Origin of the sequence: Streptomyces sp. SudanB5_2050, assembly GCF_964272335.1 — a bacterium.
Lineage (GTDB): Bacteria > Actinomycetota > Actinomycetes > Streptomycetales > Streptomycetaceae > Streptomyces > Streptomyces rochei.
This window is the reverse complement of sequence record NZ_OZ186760.1, coordinates 6,579,363-6,604,096: the sequence shown is the minus strand read 5'-3', so window position 1 is coordinate 6,604,096 and position 24,734 is coordinate 6,579,363. Positions and strand designations below refer to the sequence as shown.

Annotated in this window: 20 protein-coding genes and 3 pseudogenes; 16 read left to right on the top strand and 7 right to left on the bottom strand. The window is 74.2% G+C overall.

What is annotated here, in order from left to right:
* Nucleotides 1-177 precede the first annotated feature (177 nt).
* The 7 genes and pseudogenes from ACFZP7_RS29115 to pcaD form a co-directional block, all read left to right on the top strand.
* Nucleotides 178-933 carry a CoA transferase subunit A gene (locus tag ACFZP7_RS29115; RefSeq protein ID WP_385636794.1) on the top strand — a complete coding sequence of 252 codons (756 nt, stop codon included), beginning with the start codon at nt 178-180 and terminating at the stop codon, nt 931-933.
* Complete coding sequence (locus ACFZP7_RS29110) at nt 933-1,577, top strand: CoA transferase subunit B (RefSeq protein WP_019330325.1); 645 nt, start codon at nt 933-935, stop codon at nt 1,575-1,577. Before ACFZP7_RS29115 ends, ACFZP7_RS29110 begins: the two co-directional genes overlap by 1 nt.
* A complete protein-coding gene (locus tag ACFZP7_RS29105) occupies nt 1,574-2,776 on the top strand; it encodes a thiolase family protein (RefSeq protein WP_031020373.1) in 1,203 nt (400 codons plus the stop codon). Before ACFZP7_RS29110 ends, ACFZP7_RS29105 begins: the two co-directional genes overlap by 4 nt.
* Before the next feature lie 18 nt (nt 2,777-2,794).
* A complete protein-coding gene (pcaH, locus tag ACFZP7_RS29100; RefSeq protein WP_019330323.1) occupies nt 2,795-3,568 on the top strand; it encodes a protocatechuate 3,4-dioxygenase subunit beta in 774 nt (257 codons plus the stop codon).
* A gap of 5 nt (nt 3,569-3,573) precedes the next feature.
* Nucleotides 3,574-4,179 carry a protocatechuate 3,4-dioxygenase subunit alpha gene (pcaG, locus tag ACFZP7_RS29095; RefSeq protein ID WP_031020374.1) on the top strand — a complete coding sequence of 202 codons (606 nt, stop codon included), beginning with the start codon at nt 3,574-3,576 and terminating at the stop codon, nt 4,177-4,179.
* Nucleotides 4,176-5,504, top strand: coding sequence for a 3-carboxy-cis,cis-muconate cycloisomerase (gene pcaB / locus ACFZP7_RS29090; protein ID WP_385636791.1), 1,329 nt, complete (start codon nt 4,176-4,178; stop codon nt 5,502-5,504). Before pcaG ends, pcaB begins: the two co-directional genes overlap by 4 nt.
* Before the next feature lie 5 nt (nt 5,505-5,509).
* A pseudogene (gene pcaD / locus ACFZP7_RS29085) lies at nt 5,510-6,547 on the top strand (3-oxoadipate enol-lactonase); the annotation flags it as partial.
* Here pcaD and ACFZP7_RS29080 read toward each other — a convergent pair.
* Complete coding sequence (locus tag ACFZP7_RS29080; RefSeq protein WP_385636789.1) at nt 6,454-9,291, bottom strand: ATP-binding protein; 2,838 nt, start codon at nt 9,289-9,291, stop codon at nt 6,454-6,456. The pseudogene pcaD and the gene ACFZP7_RS29080 overlap by 94 nt on opposite strands.
* A gap of 275 nt (nt 9,292-9,566) precedes the next feature.
* Between ACFZP7_RS29080 and ACFZP7_RS29075 the strand changes: the two genes are divergently transcribed.
* Complete coding sequence (locus tag ACFZP7_RS29075) at nt 9,567-10,790, top strand: DUF2510 domain-containing protein (RefSeq protein ID WP_385636787.1); 1,224 nt, start codon at nt 9,567-9,569, stop codon at nt 10,788-10,790.
* A gap of 144 nt (nt 10,791-10,934) precedes the next feature.
* Here the strand turns inward: ACFZP7_RS29075 and ACFZP7_RS29070 are convergent, their stop codons facing one another.
* Nucleotides 10,935-11,549, bottom strand: coding sequence for a TetR/AcrR family transcriptional regulator (locus ACFZP7_RS29070; RefSeq protein ID WP_019330317.1), 615 nt, complete (start codon nt 11,547-11,549; stop codon nt 10,935-10,937).
* A gap of 229 nt (nt 11,550-11,778) precedes the next feature.
* Here ACFZP7_RS29070 and ACFZP7_RS29065 point away from each other — a divergent pair, with 229 nt between their 5' ends.
* The gene (locus ACFZP7_RS29065) at nt 11,779-12,582 is read left to right on the top strand and encodes a phosphatase PAP2 family protein (protein WP_385636784.1); all 804 of its coding nucleotides are present in this window, start codon (nt 11,779-11,781) and stop codon (nt 12,580-12,582) included.
* The gene (locus ACFZP7_RS29060) at nt 12,579-13,565 is read left to right on the top strand and encodes a hypothetical protein (RefSeq protein ID WP_385636781.1); all 987 of its coding nucleotides are present in this window, start codon (nt 12,579-12,581) and stop codon (nt 13,563-13,565) included. Before ACFZP7_RS29065 ends, ACFZP7_RS29060 begins: the two co-directional genes overlap by 4 nt.
* A gap of 307 nt (nt 13,566-13,872) precedes the next feature.
* On the opposite strand, the gene ACFZP7_RS29055 is transcribed toward ACFZP7_RS29060, so the two are convergent.
* Entirely contained in the window at nt 13,873-15,927 is a 2,055-nt protein-coding gene (locus ACFZP7_RS29055; RefSeq protein ID WP_385636779.1) for a phosphocholine-specific phospholipase C, read from the bottom strand.
* A 192-nt stretch (nt 15,928-16,119) separates the two neighbouring features.
* On the opposite strand from ACFZP7_RS29055, the gene ACFZP7_RS29050 reads away from it, so the two are divergent.
* Both ACFZP7_RS29050 and ACFZP7_RS29045 read left to right on the top strand, forming a co-directional pair.
* Nucleotides 16,120-17,415: an MFS transporter gene (locus ACFZP7_RS29050; protein WP_127441562.1), complete on the top strand. Its 1,296-nt coding sequence runs from the start codon at nt 16,120-16,122 to the stop codon at nt 17,413-17,415.
* Nucleotides 17,349-17,561 (top strand): annotated as a pseudogene (locus ACFZP7_RS29045) (2Fe-2S iron-sulfur cluster-binding protein); the annotation flags it as partial. The gene ACFZP7_RS29050 and the pseudogene ACFZP7_RS29045, both read left to right, overlap by 67 nt.
* Before the next feature lie 13 nt (nt 17,562-17,574).
* Here the strand turns inward: ACFZP7_RS29045 and ACFZP7_RS29040 are convergent.
* Nucleotides 17,575-18,237 (bottom strand): hypothetical protein, encoded by a 663-nt coding sequence (locus ACFZP7_RS29040; protein WP_031020390.1) that lies wholly within the window; start codon nt 18,235-18,237, stop codon nt 17,575-17,577.
* Between the two features lie 232 nt (nt 18,238-18,469).
* Here ACFZP7_RS29040 and ACFZP7_RS29035 point away from each other — a divergent pair, with 232 nt between their 5' ends.
* Nucleotides 18,470-19,123 (top strand): helix-turn-helix transcriptional regulator, encoded by a 654-nt coding sequence (locus ACFZP7_RS29035; protein ID WP_086877936.1) that lies wholly within the window; start codon nt 18,470-18,472, stop codon nt 19,121-19,123.
* Nucleotides 19,124-19,234: 111 nt separating this feature from the next.
* Nucleotides 19,235-19,471 carry a hypothetical protein gene (locus ACFZP7_RS29030; protein ID WP_019330310.1) on the top strand — a complete coding sequence of 79 codons (237 nt, stop codon included), beginning with the start codon at nt 19,235-19,237 and terminating at the stop codon, nt 19,469-19,471.
* A gap of 27 nt (nt 19,472-19,498) precedes the next feature.
* Here the strand turns inward: ACFZP7_RS29030 and ACFZP7_RS29025 are convergent, their stop codons facing one another.
* Nucleotides 19,499-20,179, bottom strand: a complete 681-nt coding sequence (locus ACFZP7_RS29025; protein ID WP_019330309.1) for a 4'-phosphopantetheinyl transferase — start codon at nt 20,177-20,179, stop codon at nt 19,499-19,501.
* The gene (locus ACFZP7_RS29020) at nt 20,176-21,054 is read right to left on the bottom strand and encodes a metallophosphoesterase family protein (protein ID WP_385636777.1); all 879 of its coding nucleotides are present in this window, start codon (nt 21,052-21,054) and stop codon (nt 20,176-20,178) included. The genes ACFZP7_RS29025 and ACFZP7_RS29020 overlap by 4 nt, the downstream gene beginning before the upstream one ends.
* A gap of 281 nt (nt 21,055-21,335) precedes the next feature.
* Here ACFZP7_RS29020 and ACFZP7_RS29015 point away from each other — a divergent pair, with 281 nt between their 5' ends.
* The gene (locus ACFZP7_RS29015; RefSeq protein ID WP_385636775.1) at nt 21,336-22,499 is read left to right on the top strand and encodes an ATP-grasp domain-containing protein; all 1,164 of its coding nucleotides are present in this window, start codon (nt 21,336-21,338) and stop codon (nt 22,497-22,499) included.
* Nucleotides 22,500-22,624: 125 nt separating this feature from the next.
* Here the strand turns inward: ACFZP7_RS29015 and ACFZP7_RS29010 are convergent, their stop codons facing one another.
* The gene (locus ACFZP7_RS29010; protein ID WP_385636772.1) at nt 22,625-23,962 is read right to left on the bottom strand and encodes a 6-phospho-beta-glucosidase; all 1,338 of its coding nucleotides are present in this window, start codon (nt 23,960-23,962) and stop codon (nt 22,625-22,627) included.
* 312 nt (nt 23,963-24,274) lie between these two features.
* Here ACFZP7_RS29010 and ACFZP7_RS29005 point away from each other — a divergent pair.
* Nucleotides 24,275-24,707 (top strand): annotated as a pseudogene (locus ACFZP7_RS29005) (helix-turn-helix domain-containing protein).
* Nucleotides 24,708-24,734 lie beyond the last annotated feature (27 nt).

Here is a 24,734-nt window from a genome sequence, read left to right as displayed (position 1 = left end):
GTTTTCGTCGGTGCACTGACGATACATCGGCGAGGCGCCGATCGTCCGGCGTCTTGCCATGGCCCTCACCTCGGGTTTTCCGGGGTCTTGACGACCCGGCCGTCCGGTGGCAGCGTGTGGGACACCTCGCTGAAATACTCAGTGCCCTGATTAATTTGCAGAGATGGGGCTTCTCGGATGGACAAGGTGGTGGCCACGGCCGCCGAGGCGGTGGCCGACATACCGGACGGTGCGTCGCTCGCCGTGGGCGGCTTCGGCCTCAGTGGTGTGCCCGATGTGCTGATCCAGGCGCTGTACGAGCGCGGCACCGGCGGACTGTCGGTCGTCTCCAACAACTGCGGGGCGATGGAGTCCGGGCTGGCGGTCCTGCTGGCCGCGGGACGGATCGCCCGGGTGACCGGCTCCTACATCGGGGCGAACAAGGAGTTCGCCCGTCAGTACCTCGGCGGTGAGCTGGAGGTGGAGATGATCCCGCAGGGCACGCTGGCCGAGCGGCTGCGCGCCGGCGGGGCCGGCATCCCCGCCTTCTACACCCCGGCCGGCGTGGGCACCCAGGTCGCCGACGGCGGGCTGCCGTGGCGCTACGACGGTGCCGGCGGGGTCGCGCTGGCGTCACCGCCGAAGGAGGTGCGCGAGTTCGACGGCACCGAGTACGTGCTGGAGCGCGGCATCCGCACCGACTTCGCGCTGGTGCGGGCGGCCAAGGGCGACCGGCACGGGAACCTGGTGTTCGCGAAGTCGTCGAGGAACTTCAACCCGCTGGCGGCGATGGCGGGCCGGGTGACTCTCGCCGAGGTGGAGGAGCTGGTCGAGCCCGGCGAGATCGACCCGGACGCGGTGCACCTGCCGGGGATCTTCGTGCAGCGGGTGGTCGCGCTGACGTCCGAGCAGGCGGCGGACAAGAAGATCGAGCGGCGGACGGTGAGTTCCTGATGGCCTGGACGCGTGAACAGATGGCCGCGCGGGCGGCCCGGGAACTGCGGGACGGTCAGTACGTCAACCTGGGCATCGGCCTGCCGACGCTGATCCCGAACTACCTCCCCGAGGGCGTGGAGGTGACCCTGGAGTCGGAGAACGGCATCCTGGGCACCGGCAGGTACCCCACCGAGGACGAGGTGGACCCGGACCTGATCAACGCCGGCAAGGAGACCGTCACCGTCCTGCCGGGCGCCTCCTTCTTCGACTCGGCGCTCTCCTTCGGCATGATCCGGGGCGGGCACATCGACGTCGCCGTCCTGGGCGCCATGCAGGTCTCCGCCGGCGGCGACCTGGCGAACTGGGCCATCCCCGGCAAGATGATCACCGGCATCGGCGGCGCGATGGATCTGGTCCACGGCGCCCGCACCGTGATCGTGGTGATGACCCACACGGCCAAGGACGGCTCCCCCAAGATCCTCCGGGAGTGCGCGCTGCCCCTCACGGGCAAGGCGTGCGTGAACCGGATCATCACCGACCTCGGCGTCCTCGACGTCACCGACGACGGCCTGGTCCTGGTCGAGACCGCACCGGGCGTGAGCGTCGACGAGATCATCGCCGGGACCGATGCCGAGCTGACCCTTGCGGAGGACCTGAAGTGAAGGACGTCTACGTCGTCGACGCGGTCCGCACCCCGTTCGGCAAGTACAACGGCTCCCTGGCGGGCGTACGCCCGGACGACCTGGCCGCGCACGCCGTCCGTGAACTCCTCGCCCGGACGCCCGCCCTGGACCCGTCCCGCATCGAGGACGTGTACTTCGGCAACGCCAACGGCGCCGGCGAGGAGAACCGCAACGTCGCCCGGATGGCCGCCCTGCTGGCCGGTCTGCCCACCACCGTCCCCGGCGTCACCGTGAACCGGCTGTGCGCCTCCGGCCTCGAAGCGGTGATCCAGGCCGCCCGCGCCGTCGCCGTCGGCGACGCCTCGATCGTGCTGGCGGGCGGCGTGGAGTCGATGACCCGCGCCCCCTACGTGCTGCCCAAGTCGGACCGGCCCTTCCCCGCCGGGCACACCGAGCTGTACTCGACCACCCTCGGCTGGCGCATGGTCAACCCGAGGATGGACCCGCAGTGGACGATTCCGCTCGGGGAGTCGGCGGAGCTGATCGCCGACAAGCACGGGATCTCGCGCGAGCGGCAGGACGAGTTCGCCCTCGCCTCCCACCACAAGGCGGCCCGCGCGCAGGCCGACGGCCTGTTCGACGCGGAACTCGCGCCGGTCCCGGTGCCGCAGCGCAAGGGCGACCCGGTCGACTTCGCCGCCGACGAGTGCGTACGCCCCACCGCGTCCCTGGAGGCGATGGCCAAGCTCAAGCCCTCCTTCCGGAAGACCGACGGCACGGTCACCGCCGGGAACGCCTCGCCGCTCAACGACGGCGCCGCCGCGCTCCTCCTCGTCGACGAGGAGGGCCTGAAGGCCACCGGGCGCGAACCCCTCGCCCGGATCTCCGCCACCGGCGTCTCGGCGACCGACCCGCACTGGTTCGGGCTCGCCCCCGTCGAGGCCGTCAACCGCGCCCTCGCCAAGGCCGGCCGCACCTTCGCCGACCTGGACGTCCTCGAACTCAACGAGGCGTTCGCCGCCCAGGCGCTGGGCTGCGTGGCCGAGTGGCCCGAGTTCGACCCCGCGATCCTCAACCCCCAGGGCGGAGCCATCGCGCTGGGCCACCCGCTGGGCGCCTCCGGTGCCCGTCTCGCCGGCACCGTCGCCCACCAGCTCGCCCGCAAGGGAAGCGGAACCGGCGTCGCCACCCTCTGCATCGGTGTCGGCCAGGGCCTCGCCCTGGTCCTCGACCGCTAGTCACCCACGGGAAACCTCATGACTCTCACCCAGCAGGACATCGACGCGGAGATCGCGGCCGAGCACGCCGCGTACGAGAAGCGGGTCGCGGGCGGCGGGCCCGTCGAGCACCACCCGCGCCGCGACTACGCCCCGTACCGCTCCTCGGTGCTGCGCCACCCCAAGCAGCCGCCGATCGCCATCGACGTCACCAAGGACCCGGAGCTGGTGGAGCTGTCCTCCCCCGCCTTCGGGGAGCGGGACATCACCGAGATCGACAACGACCTCACCCGGCAGCACACCGGGGAGCCGGTCGGCGAGCGCATCACCGTCTCCGGCCGCCTCCTCGACCGCGACGGCCGGCCCGTGCGCGGTCAGCTCGTGGAGATCTGGCAGGCCAACTCGGCCGGCCGCTACGCCCACCAGCGCGAGCAGCACGACGCCCCGCTGGACCCGAACTTCACCGGCGTGGGCCGCACGCTCTCCGACGACGACGGTTTCTACCGCTTCACCACCGTCCAGCCGGGCCCCTACCCGTGGCGCAACCACGTCAACGCCTGGCGCCCCGCCCACATCCACTTCTCGGTCTTCGGCTCGGCGTTCACGCAGCGGCTCGTGACCCAGATGTACTTCCCGAACGACCCGCTGTTCCCGTACGACCCGATCCTGCAGTCCGTGACCGACGACGCCGCCCGGCAGCGGCTGATAGCGACGTACGACCACAGCCTGTCCGTGCCAGAGTTCTCGCTCGGCTACCACTGGGACATCGTGCTCGACGGCCCGAACGCCACCTGGATCGAAGAAGGACGCTGACCGCCATGACGAAGATCGACACCAGCAGCCCGGAACACGTGCTGCCCACGCCGTCGCACACGGTCGGCCCGTTCTACGGGTACGCGCTGCCCTTCCGCGGCGGCGAGGACATCGCGCCCGCCGGCCATCCGGACACGATCACCGTGCACGGGTACGTGTACGACGGCGCGGGCGCCCCGCTGCCGGACGCGCTGCTGGAGGTCTGGGGACCCGGTCCGGACGGCGAGCTGCCGACCGTCGACGGCTCGATGCGGCGCGACCCCGCCTCCGGCGGCTTCCTCGGCCGCAACGGCGTGGAGTTCACCGGCTTCGGCCGCATCCAGACCGACGCGAACGGCCACTGGTACGCGCGGACGCTGCGACCCGGCGCGCGGGGGAACAGCGCGCCGTACCTCAGCGTGTGCGTGTTCGCGCGCGGACTGCTGGTGCACCTGTTCACCCGGATCTACCTGCCGGGCGACGAGGCGGCGCTCACCGCCGACCCGCTGCTGTCCCGGGTGGACGCCGGGCGCCGCGACACGCTGATCGCCGTGGACGAGGGCAACGGAACGTACCGTTTCGACATCCGCCTTCAGGGCGAAGGCGAGACGGTCTTCCTGGAGTTCCAGTGACAACAGCTCCCGACGCGGGTCTGCTCGCCCCCGGGTGGGCGGGCTCACCGGCCGCCGACGCGACCGACGACCGTGCCCTGGTGCGGGCGCTGCTCGACGCGGAGGCGGCCCTGACCCGGGCTCAGGCCGGACTGGGGCTCGCCCCCGAGGAAGCGGCGAGCGCGGTGACCGAGGCCGCCGACCCGGCCCGGTTCGACGCGTCCTCCCTCGCCGAACGCGCCCGCGGCGGCGGAAACCCCGTGATCCCACTGGTGGCCGACCTGACGAAGGCGGTCGGCGAGGAGCACGGGCCGTACGTGCACCGGGGCGCGACCAGCCAGGACATCCTGGACTCGGCGCTGATGCTGGTCGCCGCCCGGGCCCTGGAGCCGCTGCTCGCCGACCTCGGCCGCGCGGAGCGGGCGCTGGCGCGGCTGGCGGCCGAGCACCGGGACACCGCGATGCCGGGCCGGACCCTCACCCAGCACGCCGTGCCGACGACGTTCGGGCTGAAGGCGGCCGGCTGGCGGGCGCTGGTCCTCGACGCCCGGGACCGGACCGCCGCCGTGCGGGACGCGCTGCCCGCCCAGCTCGGCGGTGCGGCGGGCACCCTGGCCGCCTTCGGCGCGTACGGCGCCCCGGACCCGCTCGCGCTGCCGGCCGCGTACGCCCGCGAACTGGGCCTGAGCGCACCGCTGTTGCCCTGGCACACCCTGCGTACCCCGGTCGCAGACCTGGCCGGCTGTCTGGCCTTCGCCGCCGGGGCGCTCGGGAAGATCGCCGCGGACGTGCTGACCCTGTCCCGCACCGAGATCGGCGAGCTGGCCGAAGGCAGCGGCGGCGGCTCGTCGGCGATGCCGCACAAGGCCAACCCCGTACGGTCCACGCTGATCGCGGCGGCCGCCCGGCGCGCGCCGCAGCTGGCGGCCACCCTGTACGGTTCGCTGGCCGCCGAGGACGAGCGGCCGGCCGGGGCCTGGCACGCCGAGTGGGAGCCGCTGCGGGACCTGCTGCGGCTGACCGGCGGCGCGGCCCGGGACGCGGCCGAGCTGACCGAAGGTCTCCAGGTGCGCCCGGAGACCATGAGGGAGCACCTGGCCCTCACCCACGGGCTCCTCGTGTCCGAGCGGCTCTCCGCGGAACTGGCGCCGGTGCTGGGGCGGGCCCGCGCCAAGGCGCTGCTGACGGAGCTGGCCGGCCGGACGTACACCGAGGATCGCTCGCTGGCCGAACTGCTCGCCGAAGTACCGGAGCTGAAGGGCCTCGACCTCACCGCCCTGACCGACCCCGCCCGCTACACGGGCTCCGCCGGAGCCCTGACCGACCGTGCGCTGGAGCGACGTTGACCCTTGTGCTGAACCACCTGACCGAAGGCCCCGCCACCGCTCCCCCGCTGCTGCTCGGGCCCTCGCTGGGCACCTCGTACGCCCTGTGGGACCAGGTGGCGCCCGAGTTGTCCATCGGGCACCGGGTGGTCCGCTGGGACCTGCCCGGACACGGTGGTTCGCCGGCCGAGCTGATCGGGCCGGGCGCCACCGTCGGCGACCTGGCCGGCCTGGTGCTCGCGCTCGCCGACTCGCTGGGGGTGGAGCGGTTCGCCTACGCGGGCGTGTCGCTCGGCGGCGCGGTGGGCCTGCATCTGGCCGTGCACCACCCTGAGCGGGTGTCGTCGCTGGCGGTCATCTGCTCGTCGGCGCACTTCAACGGGGCGAAGGCGTGGGAGGAACGGGCCGCGACGGTGCGCGCCGAGGGGCTGGCGAAGCTCGCCGACGGCGCGGACGGGCGGTGGTTCACCCCCGGGTTCACCGTGCCGAGGCTGGTCCAGGACCACCGGGACGCCGACCCGGGGGCGTACGCCGCCTGCTGTGACGCGCTGGCCTCCTTCGACCTGCGGGACCGGCTCGGTGGGATCGGCGTGCCGACCCTGCTGATCGCGGGCCGCGAGGACCCGGCGACACCGCCCGCGCATCTGCGGGAGATCGCCGACGCGGTGCCGGGGTCGACGTTGACCGAGTTGCCGGGCGCCTCGCACCTGGCGCCGGCGGAGCGGCCCGAGGCGGTGCTGACGGCGCTGCGGGCGCACTTCGACGGGGGCGCCCGGCGGGGCATGGCGGTACGGCGCGAGGTGCTGGGCGACGCGCACGTGGACCGGGCGCAGGGGCGGCAGACCCCCTTCACCGCCCGGTTCCAGGACTTCATCTCGCGCTACGCCTGGGGCGAGATCTGGACCGACGAGACGCTGTCGCGCCGCGAGCGCAGCATGATCACGATGACGGCGCTGGTGGCGCACGGCCACTACGAGGAGCTGGCCATGCATGTGCGGGCGGCGCGGCGCAACGGGCTGACGCCGGACGAGATCGGCGCGGTGCTGCTGCAGACGGCGGTGTACTGCGGTGTGCCGGCGGCGAACTCGGCGTTCGCGGCGGCGCAGCGGGTGCTGGCCGAGGAGGACGGCGCCACCGGCTGACTCAGCCCGCGTGCCTCGCGGGCCCGCGCCACCAGCCCGTCGGCGCCGCAGGAGTCCGCGAGGGCCAGGCCGCGGCGCAGCTCGGCCTCCGAGCGGGCCGCGATGCCGTACTCGACGCGGGCGGCGGCGTGCTCGTACTGGCAGGGCGAGGCCTCCAGATAGGTGACGGCCTGGGCGGCGAGCCGCACGGCGCGCTGGCCGGTCTCCAGCGCGGCGGCGCAGCGCAGGGCCTCCCCTATCGCGGTGTCCGTGCCGAAGCGCTCGGCGTGGCGGCGGGCTTCGGTGGCCAGCCGGGCGGCGCGGCCGGGGTCCTCCGTGGCGAGGGCGCGGGCCAGTTCGGTCGTCCAGGGGTGCACCACCGGGTTGTGCCGGCCGCGGGCCGCGGCCGCCTTCTCGGCGGTCTCCAGCTCGTTGACGCCCTCTTCGGTGCGGCCGGTCGCGAGCAGCAGCCGGGCCCGCACGGGACGCGGGTCGGGCAGCACGATCGTGGACGGGTAGGGCGGGTCGAATCCGTACCGGTCGGCGACGGACCGGGCCTCCTCGACGTGGCCGCGGGCGAGCAGCGTGTCGATCAGATTGCAGGTCGCCGACCAGTACAGCGGCAGTCCGCGACCCACCCGTTCGGCGATCCGCAGCGATTCGCGCAGGGACTTCTCGGCCTCCCGGAGCCGGCCGCGCCTGCGGTGGCCGAGGCCGACGTAGGCGTGTGCGAGGGCCAGGTGGCCGCCGCTCCAGCCGGCGGTCTCGTAGGTGTTCAGGGCCTCGGTGAACAACGCCTCCGCGCGGTCGAGCCGGTCGGTGTAGGCGTAGGAGGTGGCCAGCATCATCGGCAGTTCGAGGCCCCACTCGGTGTCGGTCCAGCCGAGACCGGGGGCGAGGCGGCCGTTGACGAGGGCCCGGTCGCACAGCTCGACGACCTCCTCGGCGTTCTCGCCGCGGGTCATGGCGTCGAAGCCGCGCAGGATGAGCAGGGCGCGCTCGGCGTTGTCGCGGCCGGTGCAGGTGGCGGCGAGTTCGGCGAGGCGTCGGGACCGTCCCGGTGAGGAGGGCTCGCCGGGGTGGATGCCCTCCCACATGTACTGGACGGCCTGGAGCCGCAGCCGGACGGACGGGTCCGGGTTGCGGGCGGCCTCCGCCTGGACGGTGCGGACGGCCTCTTCCAGCTGGTCGTTGTGGAGCAGGGCCTCGGACAGCCGGAAGACGGCGTTCACCCGCTGCTCGCCGTCGAGACCGGGCATGGCGAGGGCGGTGCGCAGGTGACCGATGGTCGTGGCGGGCGCGGTGAGCAGGGTGGCGCAGCCGAGTTCGTAGAGCACCCGGGCGTGCATCTCGGGCAGGGGCGGTTCCTGCAGCGCCCGTTCGAGACAGCGGCGGGCGGCTTCGGGAGCGCCGACGGCGAGGTGTTCGCGGGCGGCGTCGCGCAGTTGCTCCACGACTTCCGGGTCGTCGTCGGGGTGCACCTGGAGGAGGTGGCGGGAGGCGGCCGCCGCGCCGAGGCCGGAGTCGGTGACGAGCTGGGCCGCTATGCCGTGCATCGCCGTGCGCAGGGCGTCCGGGATGGAGTTGTAGACGGCGGTGGCGATCAGGGGGTGGACGAACTCCAGGCGGTCCGCGTCCGACGGTCCCGGCGCGGGGTCGGGAGCGGTGAGGATGCGGGCGTTGCACAGCAGTTCGGCGCAGCGGGCGGCGTCGGCGCGGTCGAGGGTGGCGAGCCTGGCCACCATGTCGACGGTGATGCCGTCGCCGAGGATGGCGGCGGCCCAGGCGAACCGGGTGGAGTCGACGCCGAGCTGTTCCAGACGGGCCACGAGGCCGCCGCCCCGGGCCGAGCGGTTGAGGGCGCGCAGTTCGGCGGCCTCCGCCTCGACCGGTTGCAGTTCGCTGTCCTGGACCTTGGCGAGGAGTTCGACGGTCTCGTAGGGGTTCCCGCCGGTGACGGCCCACACCTCGCGGCAGAACGCGGCGTCGGCGTGGTCGCCGAGGGTGGCCCGGGTGAGGCCGGCGGTCGCGTCGGGGCTGAGCACGTTCAGCGGGAGGAGGGGCCGACCCGCGGCGGCGGCCGCGTCCAGGTACCGGGCGCTGTCCCCGCTGACGTCGCCGGGGCGGCGGGCGACGACGATCAGGACGGAGGTCTCGTCGAGCCGTTCGGCGAGCGCGGCGAGCCAGCGCAGGGTCTCCTGGTCGGCCCAGTGGGCGTCGTCGACGAGCAGGACCAGGGGCCACTCCCGGCGGGCGAGCCGGCGCACGGCGGCCACCAGGCCGTCGCACACGCCCTGCGGGTCGGCCTGCCGCTCACCGGGGTCGGCTATGCCGAGGGCGGGCCCGGCGATGCCGTACCAGTCGCCGAGGTACTCGCGCGCCTCCTCGGGGAGCATGGACACCAGGGCGGGCTGGAGCAGTTGGCGTACGACGTTGAAGGGGACGGACCTCAGGGTCTCGCCGCCGCGCGCCGACCAGACGGTGCAGCCCCTGGCCTCGGCGATGCGGCGGGTCTCGGCGAGCAACGCGGTCTTGCCGAGTCCGGCCTCGCCCCGGGCCACCAGCAGGGTGCCGGGGGAGGTCCGGTCCGCGCACAGGGTGTCGACCGCCCGCGTGAGGGTGGCGATCTCCTCGTCGCGCTCCCAGAGGGAGGCCGAGGGGCCGGCCGTCCGCCCTGCCTCCGTCATCCCGCTACCTCCCCAAGTCGCCCGAACGACGTACAGGGCTCGAGCCTATCCGGCCGGGAGCCCGTGTGGTGGCCGGTCCGCAGACCGGTTGCCGTGACGGGTGACATGCGGTAAAGCACGGACGACGCGCCGGGTCCGTCATCAGGCGCGGTGCCGCTGAGCCCCCGTCAACCCGTCACGGCGGAGCGGCCGGCCGGGGTGCGGCACGTCGTGCCGCGTCCGGTCACGACCGGGCCTCTCATCCGGCTTTCACCGACGCCTCATACGGTGGGCCCATGACGCAGGTGACTCCTCCCGGGTGGTACCCGGACCCCGGACAGAAGCAGGACGGTCCCGCCACCGAGCGCTGGTGGGACGGCAGGGCGTGGACGGACCGGGTCCGCCCCGCGGGGCCGGCCGCCGCGTGGGCACCGCCTGCGCAGCCTTCCGCCCCCTCCCCCGCGCAGCCGGCGGCCCCGGACTCCGCTCAGGACTCGGCCCCGGACTCCGCTCAACCGGCGGCCCCGGACTCCGCTCAGCCGGCGGCCCCGGACTCCGCTCAGCCCTCGGCTTCTGATTCCGCGCAGTCTCCGGTCCCGGGTGCCCCGCAGTTCCAGGCGGCCCCAGGGCCCGCGCAGCCCCCGGCCCCGGGGTCCGCTCAGCCGGCGGCGTACGGCTCGGCGCCCGGCGCGTATCCCGTGCACCCCGGTTATCCCGGATATCCCGTCCAGCCCCCGTCCGCGCGGCGGCGCCGGTTGCGGACCGGCATAGCCGTCGCGGCGGCCGTCGCCGTGCTGGCCGGGATCGGTGCCGGCGTGTACGTGCTGACCGACGACGGTTCCGGCGGCGGCAGCGCGTCGTCGCAGCAGGACCGGCGCGGCCCCGGCGGCCAGGACAGCCCCTTCGGCGGCGAAGGGGGCGGGGGCGGCGAGGGAGGCGAGTCGCCGGCGCCGGACTCCCCGGGCGAGTCGGAGCCGCCCACCATCGACAGCGGGTCGGTGACGGACCGGGTCAGCGGGATCAGCCTGCCCATCCCGGACGGCTGGTCGGGTCAGCAGTTCCCGGTCGGCGCGACGGTGACCTCCGACGACAGCTACGAGTGTCCCGCCGCCCCCTCCGAGAGCTGCACCAAGGGGGGCGCGTACTCGGCGCCCCAGGAGGCGCTGGAGACCGAGGGCGGTACCGCCGAGGAGGTCGCGAAGGCCGACATCCGGGCGAACGCCGAGGAGTCCTACGGAGACGCCTACGGCGGGCTGGCCTCGCACGAGGAACTGGCGTCGAAGGCGGTCACGGTCGCCGGGCAGAAGGGGTGGCTGGTCCGCTGGAAGGCGGTCACCAAGGAGGGCTCCGACGGCTACGTCGAGTCCCTGGCCTTCCCCGCCCCCGCCGACCCCGAGCGCATCGTCGTGGTCCGCTTCGGCGTCGACGTGGAGGAGGGGCAGGCGGTCATCGACGAGATCACCGAGGGGATCGAGGCGGACACCTCGGGCGGCGGGGGCGGCACCGGCCAGGACGTCTGACCGGCTCCGGAGAATGGTCGGCCGGGCGGGGCGCCCCTCCGCTCAAAGGGGCCCCGCCCGGCCGGGGGTGCGCGCCGCCCCCGTCCCCACGGTGCGGCGCGGGCAGACCACCGTCCAGTCATCCCGTGGACGGCGGCCTGGGTCTCAGGGGAGTCCGAGCGCCGGCAGCACCACGGCCTCCACGAACCGGACCAGGTACTCCGCGTCGGCCTGCTCGCCCTCCAGGACGGGCCGCATCCGCAGCATGCCGAAGAGCTGCGCCGGCACGTACTCCAGAGCGGGGTGACCGGCCGGTACCTCGCCCCGGGCGACACCCCGGTCGAGGATCGCGCGGAGGGTGGCGATCTCCGGTTCGACGAGCGCCTCGCGCAGGGCGCACTTCAGCTCCGGGTCCTCCATCACGGCGTGGCCGAGCGCCTGGAGGAGTCCCGTGTCCTTGCCCGCCTCCTCGCCGGCGGCGGCGGCCGCCTGACGCAGGTCCTCGGCGAGCGAGCCGGTGTCGATGTCGGCGAAGCGCACCCGGCGGCGGGAGCGCAGCGCGGCGGCCACGAACTGGGGCTTGGTCTTCCACTGCCGGTAGAGCGTGGACTTGCTGCAACGGGTGCTGGCGGCGATGCCCTCCATGGTGACGGCGTCGTAGCCGCAGGACCGGATCTGCTCGAGCACGGCGTCGAAGAACTCCTGCTCACGCTCGGGCGTGATCTTGGAGCGGCGCGAGGTGCCGACCGGGTCCGGTCGGTCCGCGTCGTGCGACGTCATCGGCTCTGCTCCTCACCTGGTTCGAGCGGTCCTACAGCGGATCTCGAGCGTGCCGTAGTCCCATGTCGTGCCGTAGACGACTGTGTCGAATGTCTACCGATACGCCAGTGTACCGGTACACCACCGTATCGGTACACTGGCGTATCGGAACGGGGTCGTATCGATGAAAACCGTCACACGGCCCCCGCCTGTGAGCCACACGCACCACCGTCAGTGAAGGGGCCGGGGGATGAACGCCCGTACCGAGCCTGGACAAGCGGGGCCGGACGCGCCCGCGCGCCCGCCGCTCGTCCGTGAGCTCCTGCTCGTCGCAGGGCTCTTCCTCGTGTACAAGTTCGGCCGGCAGCTGGCGACGGGACACACCGCCGAGGCCTTCCGCAACGCCCACCGCGTGTGGGACTGGGAACGGGCGCTGCGCCTGCCCGACGAGAGCACGGTGCAGTCGCTGCTGCTGCACGGCGAAGCCGTGGTCCACACGGCGAACACCTACTACGCCGTCGTCCACTTCCCGGCCACGGTGGCCTTCCTGGTCTGGCTCTACCTGCGGCGCCCGGCGCACTACCTCTGGGCCCGCCGGGCGCTGGCCGTGGTGACCGGCGCCGCGTTGGTGCTGCACCTGGTCTTCCCGCTCGCCCCGCCGCGCATGCTGGGCGCCACCGGTCTGATCGACACGGCCCGGGTCTTCGGCCCCTCGGTGTACGGCCCGCCGCGCACGGACGCCTTGTCGAACCAGTTCGCGGCGATGCCCTCCCTGCACTTCGGCTGGGCCCTGATGGTGGCGGTCGGCCTGGTCGTCGCGTGCCGCCCCCGGTGGCGGTGGCTGTGGCTGCTGCATCCGCTGCTGACGCTGCTGGTGATCGTGGGCACCGCCAACCACTACTGGCTCGACGTGATGGTGGCGGCCGCCCTGCTCGGCGTCGCCCTGGCCGTCTTCCGCCCGCCGCACCCGTCGGGGCGCGCGCTGCCCCGCCACCGCCCGGCACTGCGGCGCCGGACGGCGGAGCGGCGCGAGCTGGTGGGGGCGGGCCGATGAGCGCCGCCCTGCTCGCGGTCCTGCTGTCCCTGGTCTCCGCGTGCGCGTACGCCGCCGCGGCCGTCGCCCAGGAGCGGCTGGCCGCCCGCAGCCCAGGATCGGGCGCGCTGCGGCTGCTGGCCTCGGGCGCGTGGTGGTGGTCGGTCGCGCTGAACGCCTCGGCCGCGCTCCTGCACGTCGTGGCCCTCAAGTACGGGCCGCTCACCGTGGTCCAGCCGCTCGGCGCGCTCACGCTGGTCGCGGCGGTACCGCTCGGGGCGCGGCTGGCGGGCCGGCGGGTCAGCGCGGTCGAGTGGCGGGGCACCGGGCTGACGCTGCTGGGCCTGGGCGCGCTGCTGCTCACCGCGTCGGGCCCCACCCCCGACGACGTGCTGAGCGTGACGGAGGCGGTGGCGGTCTCCGGGGCGACGGCGGTGCTGATCGGCCTGCTGTGCCGGCCCGGCGCACGGCCCGGGCTGCGGCACGCGACGGCGTCGGGGATCGCCTCGGGGGTGGCCTCGGCGCTCACCCAGACCGTGACGGTGGCCGCGACGGACCCGTCGGGCCCGCTGCTGAGCGCGCACGTGATCGGTGTGGCGGTGCTGGTGGCGGCCTTCGCGGCGGGCGGGTTGCTGCTGTCGCAGACGGCCTACCGAGGCGGGCTGGGCGCCCCGCTGGCCGTGGTGACCCTGGCCAATCCGGTGGCCGCCGCGGCGATCGGCCTCTCCCTGCTCGGCGAGCGGCTGCGCGGCGGCGCGGGCGGCGTGCTGCTCGCGCTGACGGGCGCGGCGCTGGCCGCCTGGGGCGTGCTCCAGCTGAGCCGGGCGACACCGCGACCGCCCGACGACACCCGCCCGGCCGCCCCCGGACCGTCGTCCGTCCCCGCCCCGTCCGGACCGGGCCCGGCGGAGCCGGAACCCGTACGGGGGTCGGCACCGGAACCCGTACGGGGGACGGCACTCGTCCCGCACCCGCCCGGACGGCGGCAGCCCACGCGGCTGTGAGCACCGCCCGGAGCACCACCGCCGGCACCCGCCCTCGCTCCGCGGCGGTCACCCGACCGCCCCACGCCTCCACATCGGCGGCACCGGCCGCACCAACCGCATCAACCGCACCGACCGCACCGGCCGCACCGGCCGCACCGGCCGCACCGGCCGCACCAAGGACGGTACGGCGGCCGGCCGCCCCCTGACCGATGGCGGGCGGGACCGGTAGCGGGCGGGACCGGTCTCTCTCCCCCCTCCCCGGTCCGGATGCGGGCGGCCCGTCCGGGCGCGGGGCCACGGCCGGTCGGGCGACGCCGGGTGCCCGTCAGTCCGTGGCGATCGCCGGGTCGCTCACCCCCGGCCGTCCGTTCTCCACGTGCCCGGCGAGGCGGCGCAGGAACGCCGGGTCGGACTCGCAGGTCAGCGTCACGTCGTACCAGCGCCGGCTGTGCGTGAGGTCGACGGTGTGGTGCACGGTGGCGCCGGGGCGCACCGTGACGGTGCGGCCGCGGCCGCCGTAACCGTCGGCGACCCGGAGCCGGACGGTGCCGCTCCCGGCGTTGGTGAGGGTCAGACGGAGGTCGTCGCCGGCGTGCCGGGCGGTGACCTCGGGGCCGGTGGTCCCGTTGCGGCCCCGGAAGGTGCGCAGGAAGCCGTTGGGGCCGTGCACGGTCAGGTCGTAGGAGCCCTGCGAGTACGCCGAGTTCCACGTGTCGGCGATGCTCTTGCCGGCCTCGGTGGTGTACGTCCAGGGGCCGTCGGTGCGGTTGCCGGAGGTGACCAGGAAGGCGGCGCCGGCCCGGGGACCGGAGGCGAAGGTCAGGGTGAACTTCCCGGCCGCCGCGTCCACGGCACCGTCCACGTGCGGGGCGTACCGCAGGGGGCGGGCGGGGCGCAGGCCGCGTTCCTGGCGGGGCATGTCCGGGTCGGCGGGAGGCGTGGGGCGGTAGTCCGGGTGGCGCTCGCGGTCCGGCGGCTCGTAGGCGTCGGTGTCCGGCAGGCGGGCCGGGCGGCTGTCCTTGCGGGAGAAGTCGAAGGCGCTGGTCAGGTCGCCGCAGATGGCGCGCCGCCAGGGCGAGATACCGGGCTCGCGCACACCGAAGCGGCGCTCCATGAACCGGATGATCGAGGTGTGGTCGAAGGTCTCGGAGCAGACGAAGCCGCCCTTGCTCCAGGGCGAGACGACCAGCATGGGCACGCGCGGGCCGAGCCCGTAGAAGCCCTCCCGGTGCTTCGCGCTGCCCCGGAAGACGTCCAGGGAGACGTCGACGGTGGACCGGCCCTGCGCGGCCGACTTCGGGGGCAGCGGCGGCACCAGGTGGTCGAAGAAGCCGTCGTTCTCGTCGTAGGTGATGAACAGGGCCGTCTTCGCCCAGACCGCGGGGTTGGAGGTGAGCGCGTCCAGGACCTGGGAGATGTACCAAGCGCCGTAGTTGGACGGCCAGTTGGAGTGCTCGGAGAACGCCTCGGGGGCGGCTATCCAGGCGATCTTCGGCAGCCTGTCCGCCTCGACGTCGGCGCGCAGGCGGTCGAAGTACCCGTCGCCGTTCTTCACGTCGGTGCCGGTGCGGGCCTTGTCGTACCAGGGGTCGCCGGGCTTCGCGTTCCGGTACTTGTTGAAGTACAGCAGGGAGTTGTCGCCGTAGTTGCCGCGGTAGGCGTCGTCGATCCAGCCCCAGGAGCCGGCCGCGTCCAGTCCGTCGCCGATGTCCTGGTAGATCTTCCAGGAGATCCCGGCCGCCTCCAGCCGCTCGGGGTAGGTCGTCCAGTCGTAGCCGAGTTCGTCGTTGCCGAGGACCGGGCCGCCGCCCGTGCCGTCGTTGCCCGTGTGACCCGACCACATGTAGTAGCGGTTGGGGTCGGTGGAGCCGATGAAGGAGCAGTGGTACGCGTCGCAGACGGTGAAGGTGTCGGCGAGCGCGTAGTGGAAGGGGATGTCCTCGCGGGTCAGGTACGCCATGGTGGTGGTGCCCTTGGCGGGCAGCCAGCGGTCGTACCTGCCGTTGTGGTAGGCGTCCTGGCCGTCCGCCCAGCCGTGCGGCAGACCTTCCAGGAACTGCATGCCGAGGTCGTCGGCCTCCGGGTGGAACGGCAGCACCTCCGTGCCGTCGGCCTTGCGCTGGTGCCACACCGACCTGCCGTCCTCGAGCCGGACCGGGTGCGGGTCGCCGAAGCCGCGGACGCCGCGCAGCTTGCCGAAGTAGTGGTCGAAGGAACGGTTCTCCTGCATCAGGACGACGATGTGCTCGACGTCCTCGATGGTGCCCGCGCGGTGGTTGGCGGGGAGCGCGGCGGCGCGCTCGATGCTCGCGGACAGCGCGCTGAAGGCGGCCGTCGCGCCCGCGACTTGGAGGAATCTGCGCCGGTTGACATCGGGCATGGGGTGAGGGACCTCTCGACTCGGGGGGTGGCCTTGGCGCGTGCCGGAAGTGCAACCGGCCGGACGGTGCCGGGTGATGACGTGATGCGCGCGAATGGAGTGTTCCAGGAGCAGCAAACGTCAGGGAAGGGTGCGGTGGCGTCGGTGTGAAGGTCCTCGGTACGTGAGGTGTGACGGGTCCACGGCCAGGGGATGGTCGCGATCATGACAGGCATGCACGTGGATTCCCCGCCCACCCGCCGGCCCGTACGGCAGCTCCTCGCCGCCTCGGTGGGCAACGCCGTGGAGTGGTACGACTGGTACGCGTACACCTTCCTGGCCACCTACATCGCCGACCAGGTCTTCCCGAAGGGCGCCGACAACTCGCTGGTGCCGCTGCTGTCGACCTTCGCCGTGTTCGCGGTGGGCTTCTTCATGCGGCCCGTCGGCGGGCTGCTGATGGGCGCGATCGCCGACCGGCGGGGACGGCGTGCCGCCCTGACGGTCACCATCCTGCTGATGGGCGGCAGCAGCCTCCTGGTCGGGCTGACTCCGACCTACGCGGCGGCCGGTGTCCTCGCCCCGGTGGTCCTGGTCGCCGCCCGGTTGCTCCAGGGCCTGTCGGTGGGCGGCGAGTTCGCCGCCTCGACGACCTTCCTGGTGGAGTCGGCGGGTCCCGGCCGGCGCGGGCTGTTCTCCAGCTTCCAGTACGTCTCCACGACGATCGGCCAGCTCGTCGCCTCGGGCGTGGCCACGGTGCTGGTGGACACGCTCAGCGAGGACCGGATGAACTCCTGGGGCTGGCGCGTGCCGTTCGTCCTCGGGGCCGTCCTCAGCCTGGTGGGCTTCTGGATCCGGCAGGGCGCCGAGGAGACCCGCAGCGCGGAGCAGCGACGGGCACCGCGCCCGGGCCTGTTCGAGGCGCTGCGGCGCCATCCGCGCGAGTCCCTGCTGATCTGCGGCATCACGGCGGGCGGCACCATCGCCTACTACACCTGGACGTCGTACCTGCCGACGTACGCGGAGCTCAACACCGGGCTGGACAAGTCCGACGCGCTGCTCGCGGGCACGCTCTCGCTGGCCTTCTTCGCGCTGCTCCAGCCGCTCGGCGGGATGCTGTCGGACCGGTACGGCCGCCGGCCGCTGCTGCTGTTCTTCGGGGTGGGCTTCGCCCTGCTGAGCGTGCCACTGCTGCACACCCTGCGCGACTCGTTCGCCGTGCTGCTGCTCGTCCAGTGCGCCGGCATGGTCCTGCTGACCGGCTTCACCTCGATCAGCGCGGCCGTCAACGCCGAGATCTTCCCGCCCCGGGTCCGGGCGGCGGGCATCGGCTTCCCCTACTCCCTCACCGTCGCCCTGTTCGGCGGCACGGCGCCGTACGTCGGCACGCTGTTCAAGGACCTGGGGCACTCCGGGCTCTTCCCCTGGTACGTCGCCGTGCTGTGCCTCCTGTCCTCGCTGGTGTACCTGCGGCTGCCGGAGACGGCGCACAAGGAACTGGAACGCTGACGCGCGGCCCGGCGGCGTCCTTCCGCCGGACGGAAGCGGCGTTGCCGCCCCCCGCCCTCGCCGTCGGCGCCGAAGGGCTGCACTCCTGCACCGAGGGCACCTGCGGCAGTTGCGAGACCGAGGTGGTCGAGGGCGAGCCGGACCACCGGGACTCGCTGCTCACCGAGGAGGGGTCGGGACCACCCGCAGATGGGTCGCCGCGCGGCGGGGGCGGGCGGGGCGCAGGGGGGTCCGGCGCGGCTCGCGCAGGACCAGCGTCCACCGGGTGCAGCCCAGCTCCGCGAGCGACTTCGGGGTCTCGACCACGATCCGGCACTCGGTGGTGCCCCAGCGCGGGTCGGGGTGGTGCAGCGGCCGTACGGCTCCGTCGTGTTCGACGGCCTCCGCGCCGACCGCGCGGATCCAGTGCGGCAGGCCCTGGCGGTAGGCGGCCTCCATGATCGGGTCCTGGGCGATGTCGCGGCGGACGGCCTGGAGGACCGGGTCCCGCCCGTGGCGCTCCAGGGTGGCCGCGAAGTGCGCCAGCATCGGCAGGCACCAGCTCGACTCGTGCTCCCCGAGGACCGCGGACGCGTCCGGGTGGAACAGCACGAACCTGAGGAAGTTGTCGGCCGGCATGGCCGTCGGGTGCGGTCCGACGCCCCGGAAGAGTGTCCGGAAGGCGCCGTTGGTCAGCACCACGTCCCAGCGGTGGTCGACGACGAGGGAGGGGAAGGGGACGGCCTCCAGGAACGCCGTGTAGTCCTCGAGATACGCCTGGACCTCGGGGGTCGCGGGAGCGGGCCGCGGCGCCGGCCGCTGCCCTCCTGCCTGATGTGCCATCGGGAGGTCACCCCTCTTGCCTATGCGGCCTTCTCGCGGCGTCCCGATCCTGCTGCCCCGACGCGAGCCGTGTCAACTATCGTGGCATTCCGCGCCTGTTGACGGCTGAAATAGGCCACAGTTGTGGCGAGACCTGGATGTGAGTTCGAGCGGCAGGCTACTCTCCGGGAAGTTCACGGCAACCGCTTGTGAGAAGCCTGTGAGGCCTGTGAGAGACGTGGGAGAGCTGTCGGTGACGGGTGGCTTCGAGGCTCCGGGTACCCCGCCGACGGCCGTGCTGTCCGCCGTCGTCGCCCGTGTCTCCGCTCTCGCGGACCGGTTGGGCGTGCCCGCCGCGGAGGTCTTCGACCTCGGCCGCCTGTCCACCGCCTCCGGCGTCCCCGAGCCCGTGGTGGCCGCCCTGCTGAGCGGCCGGCCGGCCGGCGAACCCGATGTGCAGGCCCGGTTCGTCCAGCGTCTGGACCTGCTGCGGCGCACCCGGCTCAAGCCCAACGGCCGCAGGTACACGCAGCAGGAGATAGCCGACGGCGCGGGCATGTCCCGGCAGCAGGCGGGCGCCCTCATCAACGGCGACCGGCGGCCCACCATGGAGCACTGCGACGCCATCCAGCGGTTCTTCAGGGTGCACGCCGGGTTCCTGACCGCCGAGGACCCGGAGGCGCTGGCGGTCGCCCTGCAGCACACCGAGCAGGAGCTGTTGCAGCAGCTCGCCGACCGGGAGCGGGCGGCGGCCGCCGCCGACGACCCGCTGGAGCGGCTGCTCCAGGACCACGGGGTGCGCGGGATCGCCTGGCGGGCCGCCCAACTCCCCACCGACCAGCACCGCGACAAGGTCGCCGAGTGGCTGGACATGCTCCTGGAGAGTGTCAAGCGGCCGGATTCCTGAGCCGGCGGGCGTGGGCGACGGCCATTGTCAGTGGTGGACGGCAAGCTGGTGGTGTGCCGCCGCCGTGCGGGGGCGCGTGACCGCTGACGTCGTTGTGGGGAGAGCCGACCGATGACCACCGCCGTACTGACCGATCACGAGCGCACGGCCGTCCAGGCGTATCTGCGGCTCCTGCACACGGTACGGGCCGAGTTCGACTCCGCGCCGGGACCGGCGGGTGCCCCCCGTCCCGCCGTGGTCCCGCCCTCGGTGCTCGCCGAGGCCGACCAGGCGCTGCGGGAGGCGGGACTCGCGGGGAACGAGGAGGCGTTCTTCCGGCTGCTGAGAAGCTGGTGCCCCGGCACCTGACCGGTCGGCCCGCGAGTGTCCGGCGGGTCAGGTGTACGGGACGGTGACGGCGCTGGCGACCAGTCCGTGCCGGGCGACCCAGCGCCCGTCGAACCGGTGCAGGCGCCGGCCCGAGACGGTCGGCCCCGGCACCAGCAGTTCGGCGCGCAGGGTGCCGCGGCGCGGGTCGTCCGGGTCCACCAGGATCTCGATGTCGGCCTCGGTGAAGTCCAGCCACCGCCCGGTGAGGGGGAACCACGCCTTGTACACGGACTCCTTGGCGCTGAACAGCAGCCGTTCCCAGTGGACACCGGGGTGCTCCCTGCCCAGCCGGCGCAGCCGCTCCGCCTCGGCGGGCAGGGAGACACTGGGCAGCACCCCGTCGGGGAGCGGCCCGTCGGGCTCGGCGTCGATACCGAGGGACGCCAGGTCGGTGGCGCGGACCAGGGCGGCGGCGCAGTAGCCGTCGCAGTGGGTCATGCTGCCGGTCAGCCCCTCGGGCCAGATCGGCGCGCCGCGCTCGCCGTTCAGCACGGGCTGCGCGGGCACGCCCAGCTTCTCCATGGCCCGGCGGGCGCAGGAGCGCACCACGGTGAACTCGCGGCGGCGTTTGGCCACCGCACGCGCCACCAGCGGCTCCTCCTCGGGGTGCAGGGGCAGGTGACCGGCGTCGTCGTTGCCGTGGGCCTCCACGGTGACGACCGTGTCGGGCAGCAGTTCCTCGATCACCGGGCCGCCGCCTCCTGTTCCCGGCGTACGGGCGCGGGCAGGATGCGGCGCAGCCGGCCCGGCGGCCCGCTCCGCTTGCGCCATTCACGCGGGTAACCCACCGACACCTCCTCGAAGCGCACTCCCTCGTGCCAGGTGGTCCGGGGGATGTGCAGATGACCGTAGACCATGGTGTCGACCCGGAACCTGCGATGCCAGTCGGCGGTCAGGCGGGTGCCGCACCACATGGCGAACTCGGGGTACCACAGGACGTCGGTGGGATGCCGGTCCAGCGGGTAGTGGTTGACGAGGACGGTGGGCAGGCCGTCCGGCACCTCGGCGAGCCTGCGTTCGGTCTCGGCGACGCGCGCCCGGCACCACGCCTCGCGGCTCGGGTACGGGTCGGGGTGCAGCAGGTACTCGTCGTTGCACACGACCCCGGTGCCGTGGGCGTAGGCCAGTCCCTCCTCCTTGGTGGCGCACCCGGCGGGCAGGAACGAGTAGTCGTAGAGCAGGAACAGCGGCGCGACGGCCACCGGGCCGCCGGCGCCCTCCCACACGGGGTACGGGTCCTCGGGCGTGGTCACGCCCAGCTCGCGGCAGACCTCGACGAGGTGCGCGTAGCGGGCGGCGCCGCGCAGGGTGACGGGGTCCTTGGGGTGGGTCCACAGTTCGTGGTTGCCGGGGGCCCAGACGACCCGGCGGAAGCGGTCCGCGAGGGTGCCGAGGGCCCAGCGGATGTCGGAGACGGTCTCCGCCACGTCGCCGGCCACCAGGAGCCAGTCGTCGTCGGAGGCCGGGCGCATCGCCTCCACCAGCGCACGGTTCTCCGGATGCCCGATGTGCAGGTCGCTGATGGCCCACAACTGTCCCGGGCCATCGGTCGCCGACGTCATACCCACCCCTTCCGGACCCACGTTCGACGCCACGAGATCACATCGCGGGCCCGGTCACAAGAGCGGCCCGCCGGGCCCGGCCGGACCTTTCGGCGCCCCGCTCGGGGAGCCGGTGCGTCCGCGCGGCGCACTTTGCGTTCGCGGGCGGGCGTGCCCCTATGATCGCCCCAACACCGCCGCCCCGACCCACCGTTCGCGCCAGGGCGCCCCGGTGTCCCTCCAACCCCCTGGCCGGGCACGGCCCGCTCCGCCCTGCCCGCGAACCGTGAAAGGCGGTCTGCATGGTTTCTCCGGTACGCGTCTGGCTCAACCGCACGTACGCGGAGAACGTCTTCTTCATGGATCAGCTGAGGCGAAATCCCGCCGACCGGGCGGTCGAGATCCACGCCACGCACGGCGACCCGGACTCCCCGGTGCTGGCCGCCGCCGACACCGCCGACCTGGAGCCGGAGGGCCTGTCCGCGGCGGGTTACGTGGAGTTCGCGCTGGACCAGTGCGCGCGGCGCGGCATCGACGTCTTCGTCCCCCGGCTGCACCAGACGGCGATCGTCGCCCACCGCGCGGAGTTCGAGGCGGCGGGCACGGCCCTGCTGGCGCCGCCGCCCGAGGCGGTGGCCGTCTTCCAGGACAAGGTGATCGCCTACGAGGCGGTCCGCGCGATCGGTGTGCCGGTGCCGCCCTGGTGGCGGGTGCGCACGGCCGACGAACTGGTGGCCGCCGTCGAGGAGCTGGAGGCACACGGCCACCGGGCGTGCTTCAAACCGGCGTCCGGCGCGGGCGGCGTGGGCTTCCGGATGGTCACCCGGGACCCCTTCTCCCTCACCCACCTCAACGGTTTCCCGAGCCCGTACGTCCCGTTGCCCCTGGTCGTGGAGGCGCTGCGGGCGGCGGAGGAACCCGTCGACTGGCTGGTGATGCCGCGGCTGGAGGAGCCGGAGGTGTCGGTGGACCTGCTCACCGGTCCGGACGGCCGGGTACGGATGGCCGTGGGCCGCACCAAGAACGGCCGCCGTCGCGGCTTCACCCTCCACGAGCGGTGGCTGGGCCCCGCCCGGCGCATCGCCGAGACGTTCGGGCTGCACCACCTGTCCAATGTGCAGTTCCGGATGTACGGGGACCGGCCCGTCCTGATGGACATCAACACCCGGCCCGCCGGCGGGCTGCACCAGCTGGCACTGTGCGGGATCAACGCGCCGTGGGCGGCGGTCCGCCTCGCCCTCGGGGACGATCCGGGCGAGCTGACACCGCCGTTCCTGGGCCAGGACTACTCGGTGGTGGCCGGCCCGCGCCCCCTGCGCCCGGCCCCCGCACGCCACCCCCGCCCGGACCTCGACCTCCCGTCCGTCCCCGCCCACGCGCCGGCGCCGCGGCCCACGGTCACCGCCGCGGCCGACGGACTGGCCGCGGCGGCGGCGCCGGACCCGGCGGCCGGGGCTCCCGCGTAGACGGGGCGCTCGGGAAAGCGAGCGGCACCCGGTCGGCGCCACGGCCCAGCCGTACGCCGTCCGGGCGTCGGTGACCCGGGCGGCGCAGCGCCGGGGAAGCGGCGGCCGGGCGGAAGCCCGGCGGGCTACCTCAGGTACGCCAGGCCCGGATGGACCGCCGTGTACCCCTCGACCAGGCGCCGTGCGACGTTGACCGAGTCGACCAGGGGATGCAGGGCGAAGGCGCGGACCGCCGACGCCCGGGAGCCGGTGCCGGCCGCCGCCAGGACCTCGCGCTCGACGGCCTTGACCGCGCACACCAGCCCCGTCGCGTGCCCCGGCAGCGGGTCCACGGCCACCGGGTGGGCGCCGTTCGCGTCGACCAGGCACGGGACCTCGATCACGGCGTCGGGGTCCAGGGCGGAGAGTGTGCCGCGGTTGCGGACGTTGAGGATCAGGGTGGCGCGCTCGTCGCGGGCGACGGCCCGCATCAGCGCCAGGGCCACCTTCTCGTACCCGCCGGACAGGTCGTCCGCCTCGCGCTCGCCCGCGCCGGCCGCCTCCCGGTTCTCGGCCATGTAGGTGGCCTCGCGTTCGGCGCGGGTGCGGTCCCAGGCGGCCAGCGCCGGGGTGTCCGGGTGCCGCATCTCCTCGTAGAAGCGGCCCTGCTGGTCGCGGAGGAACGCGCCGCGGGTGCGCTCGGCCTCCCGGTAGGCGCGGACCGTCTCCCGGTTGAAGTAGTAGTAGTGCAGGTACTCGTTGGGGACCGCGCCGAGCGAGCGCAGCCAGTCGGGGCCGAAGAGCCGGCCCTCCTCGAAGGAGCCGAGCAGCGCCGGGTCGGCGAGCAGCCGCGGGAGTTCGTCGCGGCCGGCCACGCGCAGGCCCCGTACCCAGCCGAGGTGGTTGAGGCCGACGTAGTCGATGAACGCCCGGTCCGGGTCGGCGCCGAGCACGCGGGCGATGCGGCGGCCGAGGCCGACCGGCGAGTCGCAGATGCCGATGACGCGGTCGCCGAGGTGCCGGGACATGGCCTCGGTGACCAGGCCCGCCGGGTTGGTGAAGTTGATGACCCAGGCGTCCGGCGCCAGCCGGGCCGTCCGGCGCGCGATGTCGACGGCGACGGGCACGGTCCGCAGCCCGTAGGCGATGCCGCCCGCGCCGACCGTCTCCTGCCCGAGGACGCCCTCGGCCAGCGCCACCCGCTCGTCGGCGGCCCGTCCTTCCAGGCCGCCGACCCGGATCGCGGAGAACACGAAGTCGGCGCCGCGCAGCGCCTCGTCCAGGTCGGTGGTCGCGGTGACCGCCGGCGCGTCCGGCACACCGGCCGCCTGCTCGGCCAGCACCCGGGTCACCGCCGAGAGCCGGGCCGCGTCGACGTCGTGCAGGACGACGTCGGTCACGCGTCCCTCCGCGCGGTCCCCGAGGAGCGCCCCGTACACGAGCGGCACCCGGAATCCGCCGCCGCCCAGAATCGTCAGCCTCACGCCCGTACCCTTCCGTCGCCAGCCGCACCTTCCGTCCGGCGCCGATCATGGCACGTCCGGCCCGGCACCCGGCCGACCGCACCACCCCTGTTCCGGGGCCCGCCTGACCCGTACCCTCTGCCCGGGACGCCGCCCCGCCACCGTGCCCGGGAGGCCGCCCCGCCACCGCGCCCGGGAGGCCGCCCGCCGCCCGAGACGACGCCCCGCCCCGTGCCGGGAGGTGCCCGCGCCGTGACCTCCGCCCCCGGACCCCGCGCCCTCGCCCTCCCCCGGCCCGGCCCGCGCGGGACCGTCCCCACCGCGGCCGACCGGCTGCCGGCCGTGCTCGCCGCGTTCGACCAGGAGCACCCGGCGCTCTGCCTGACCGACATCGGCCGCCGGGCCGGGCTGAGCCTGACCACCGCGCACCGGCTGGTGGGGGCGCTGACACGCTCACCGACCCGGCGCGCCTGCGCCGGGTGCCGGCCGAGGTGCGGCGGACCGGGGTCGCGGTGAGCGACCGGCGGATCACGGACGACGCCCTGTCGGTGGTCGCTGCGGTGCGCGGCCCGGACGGCGGCACGGTGACCGCCGCCGTCTCGGTCGTCGTGCCCTGTGCGGGGTACAGGTGCCGACGCTGGTCCCCGCGGTGCGGCCGACGGGACGGGGGATGTCCCGGGCCCTGGGACGGCACCCGGTGCGGACCGGCCGGCCGGTGCCGGAAATCCCTCGCACCGGTGAGGACACGGCCCCGCGAGGCTCGTGATACTGGGACGGCCCTTGCCCCGAGGAG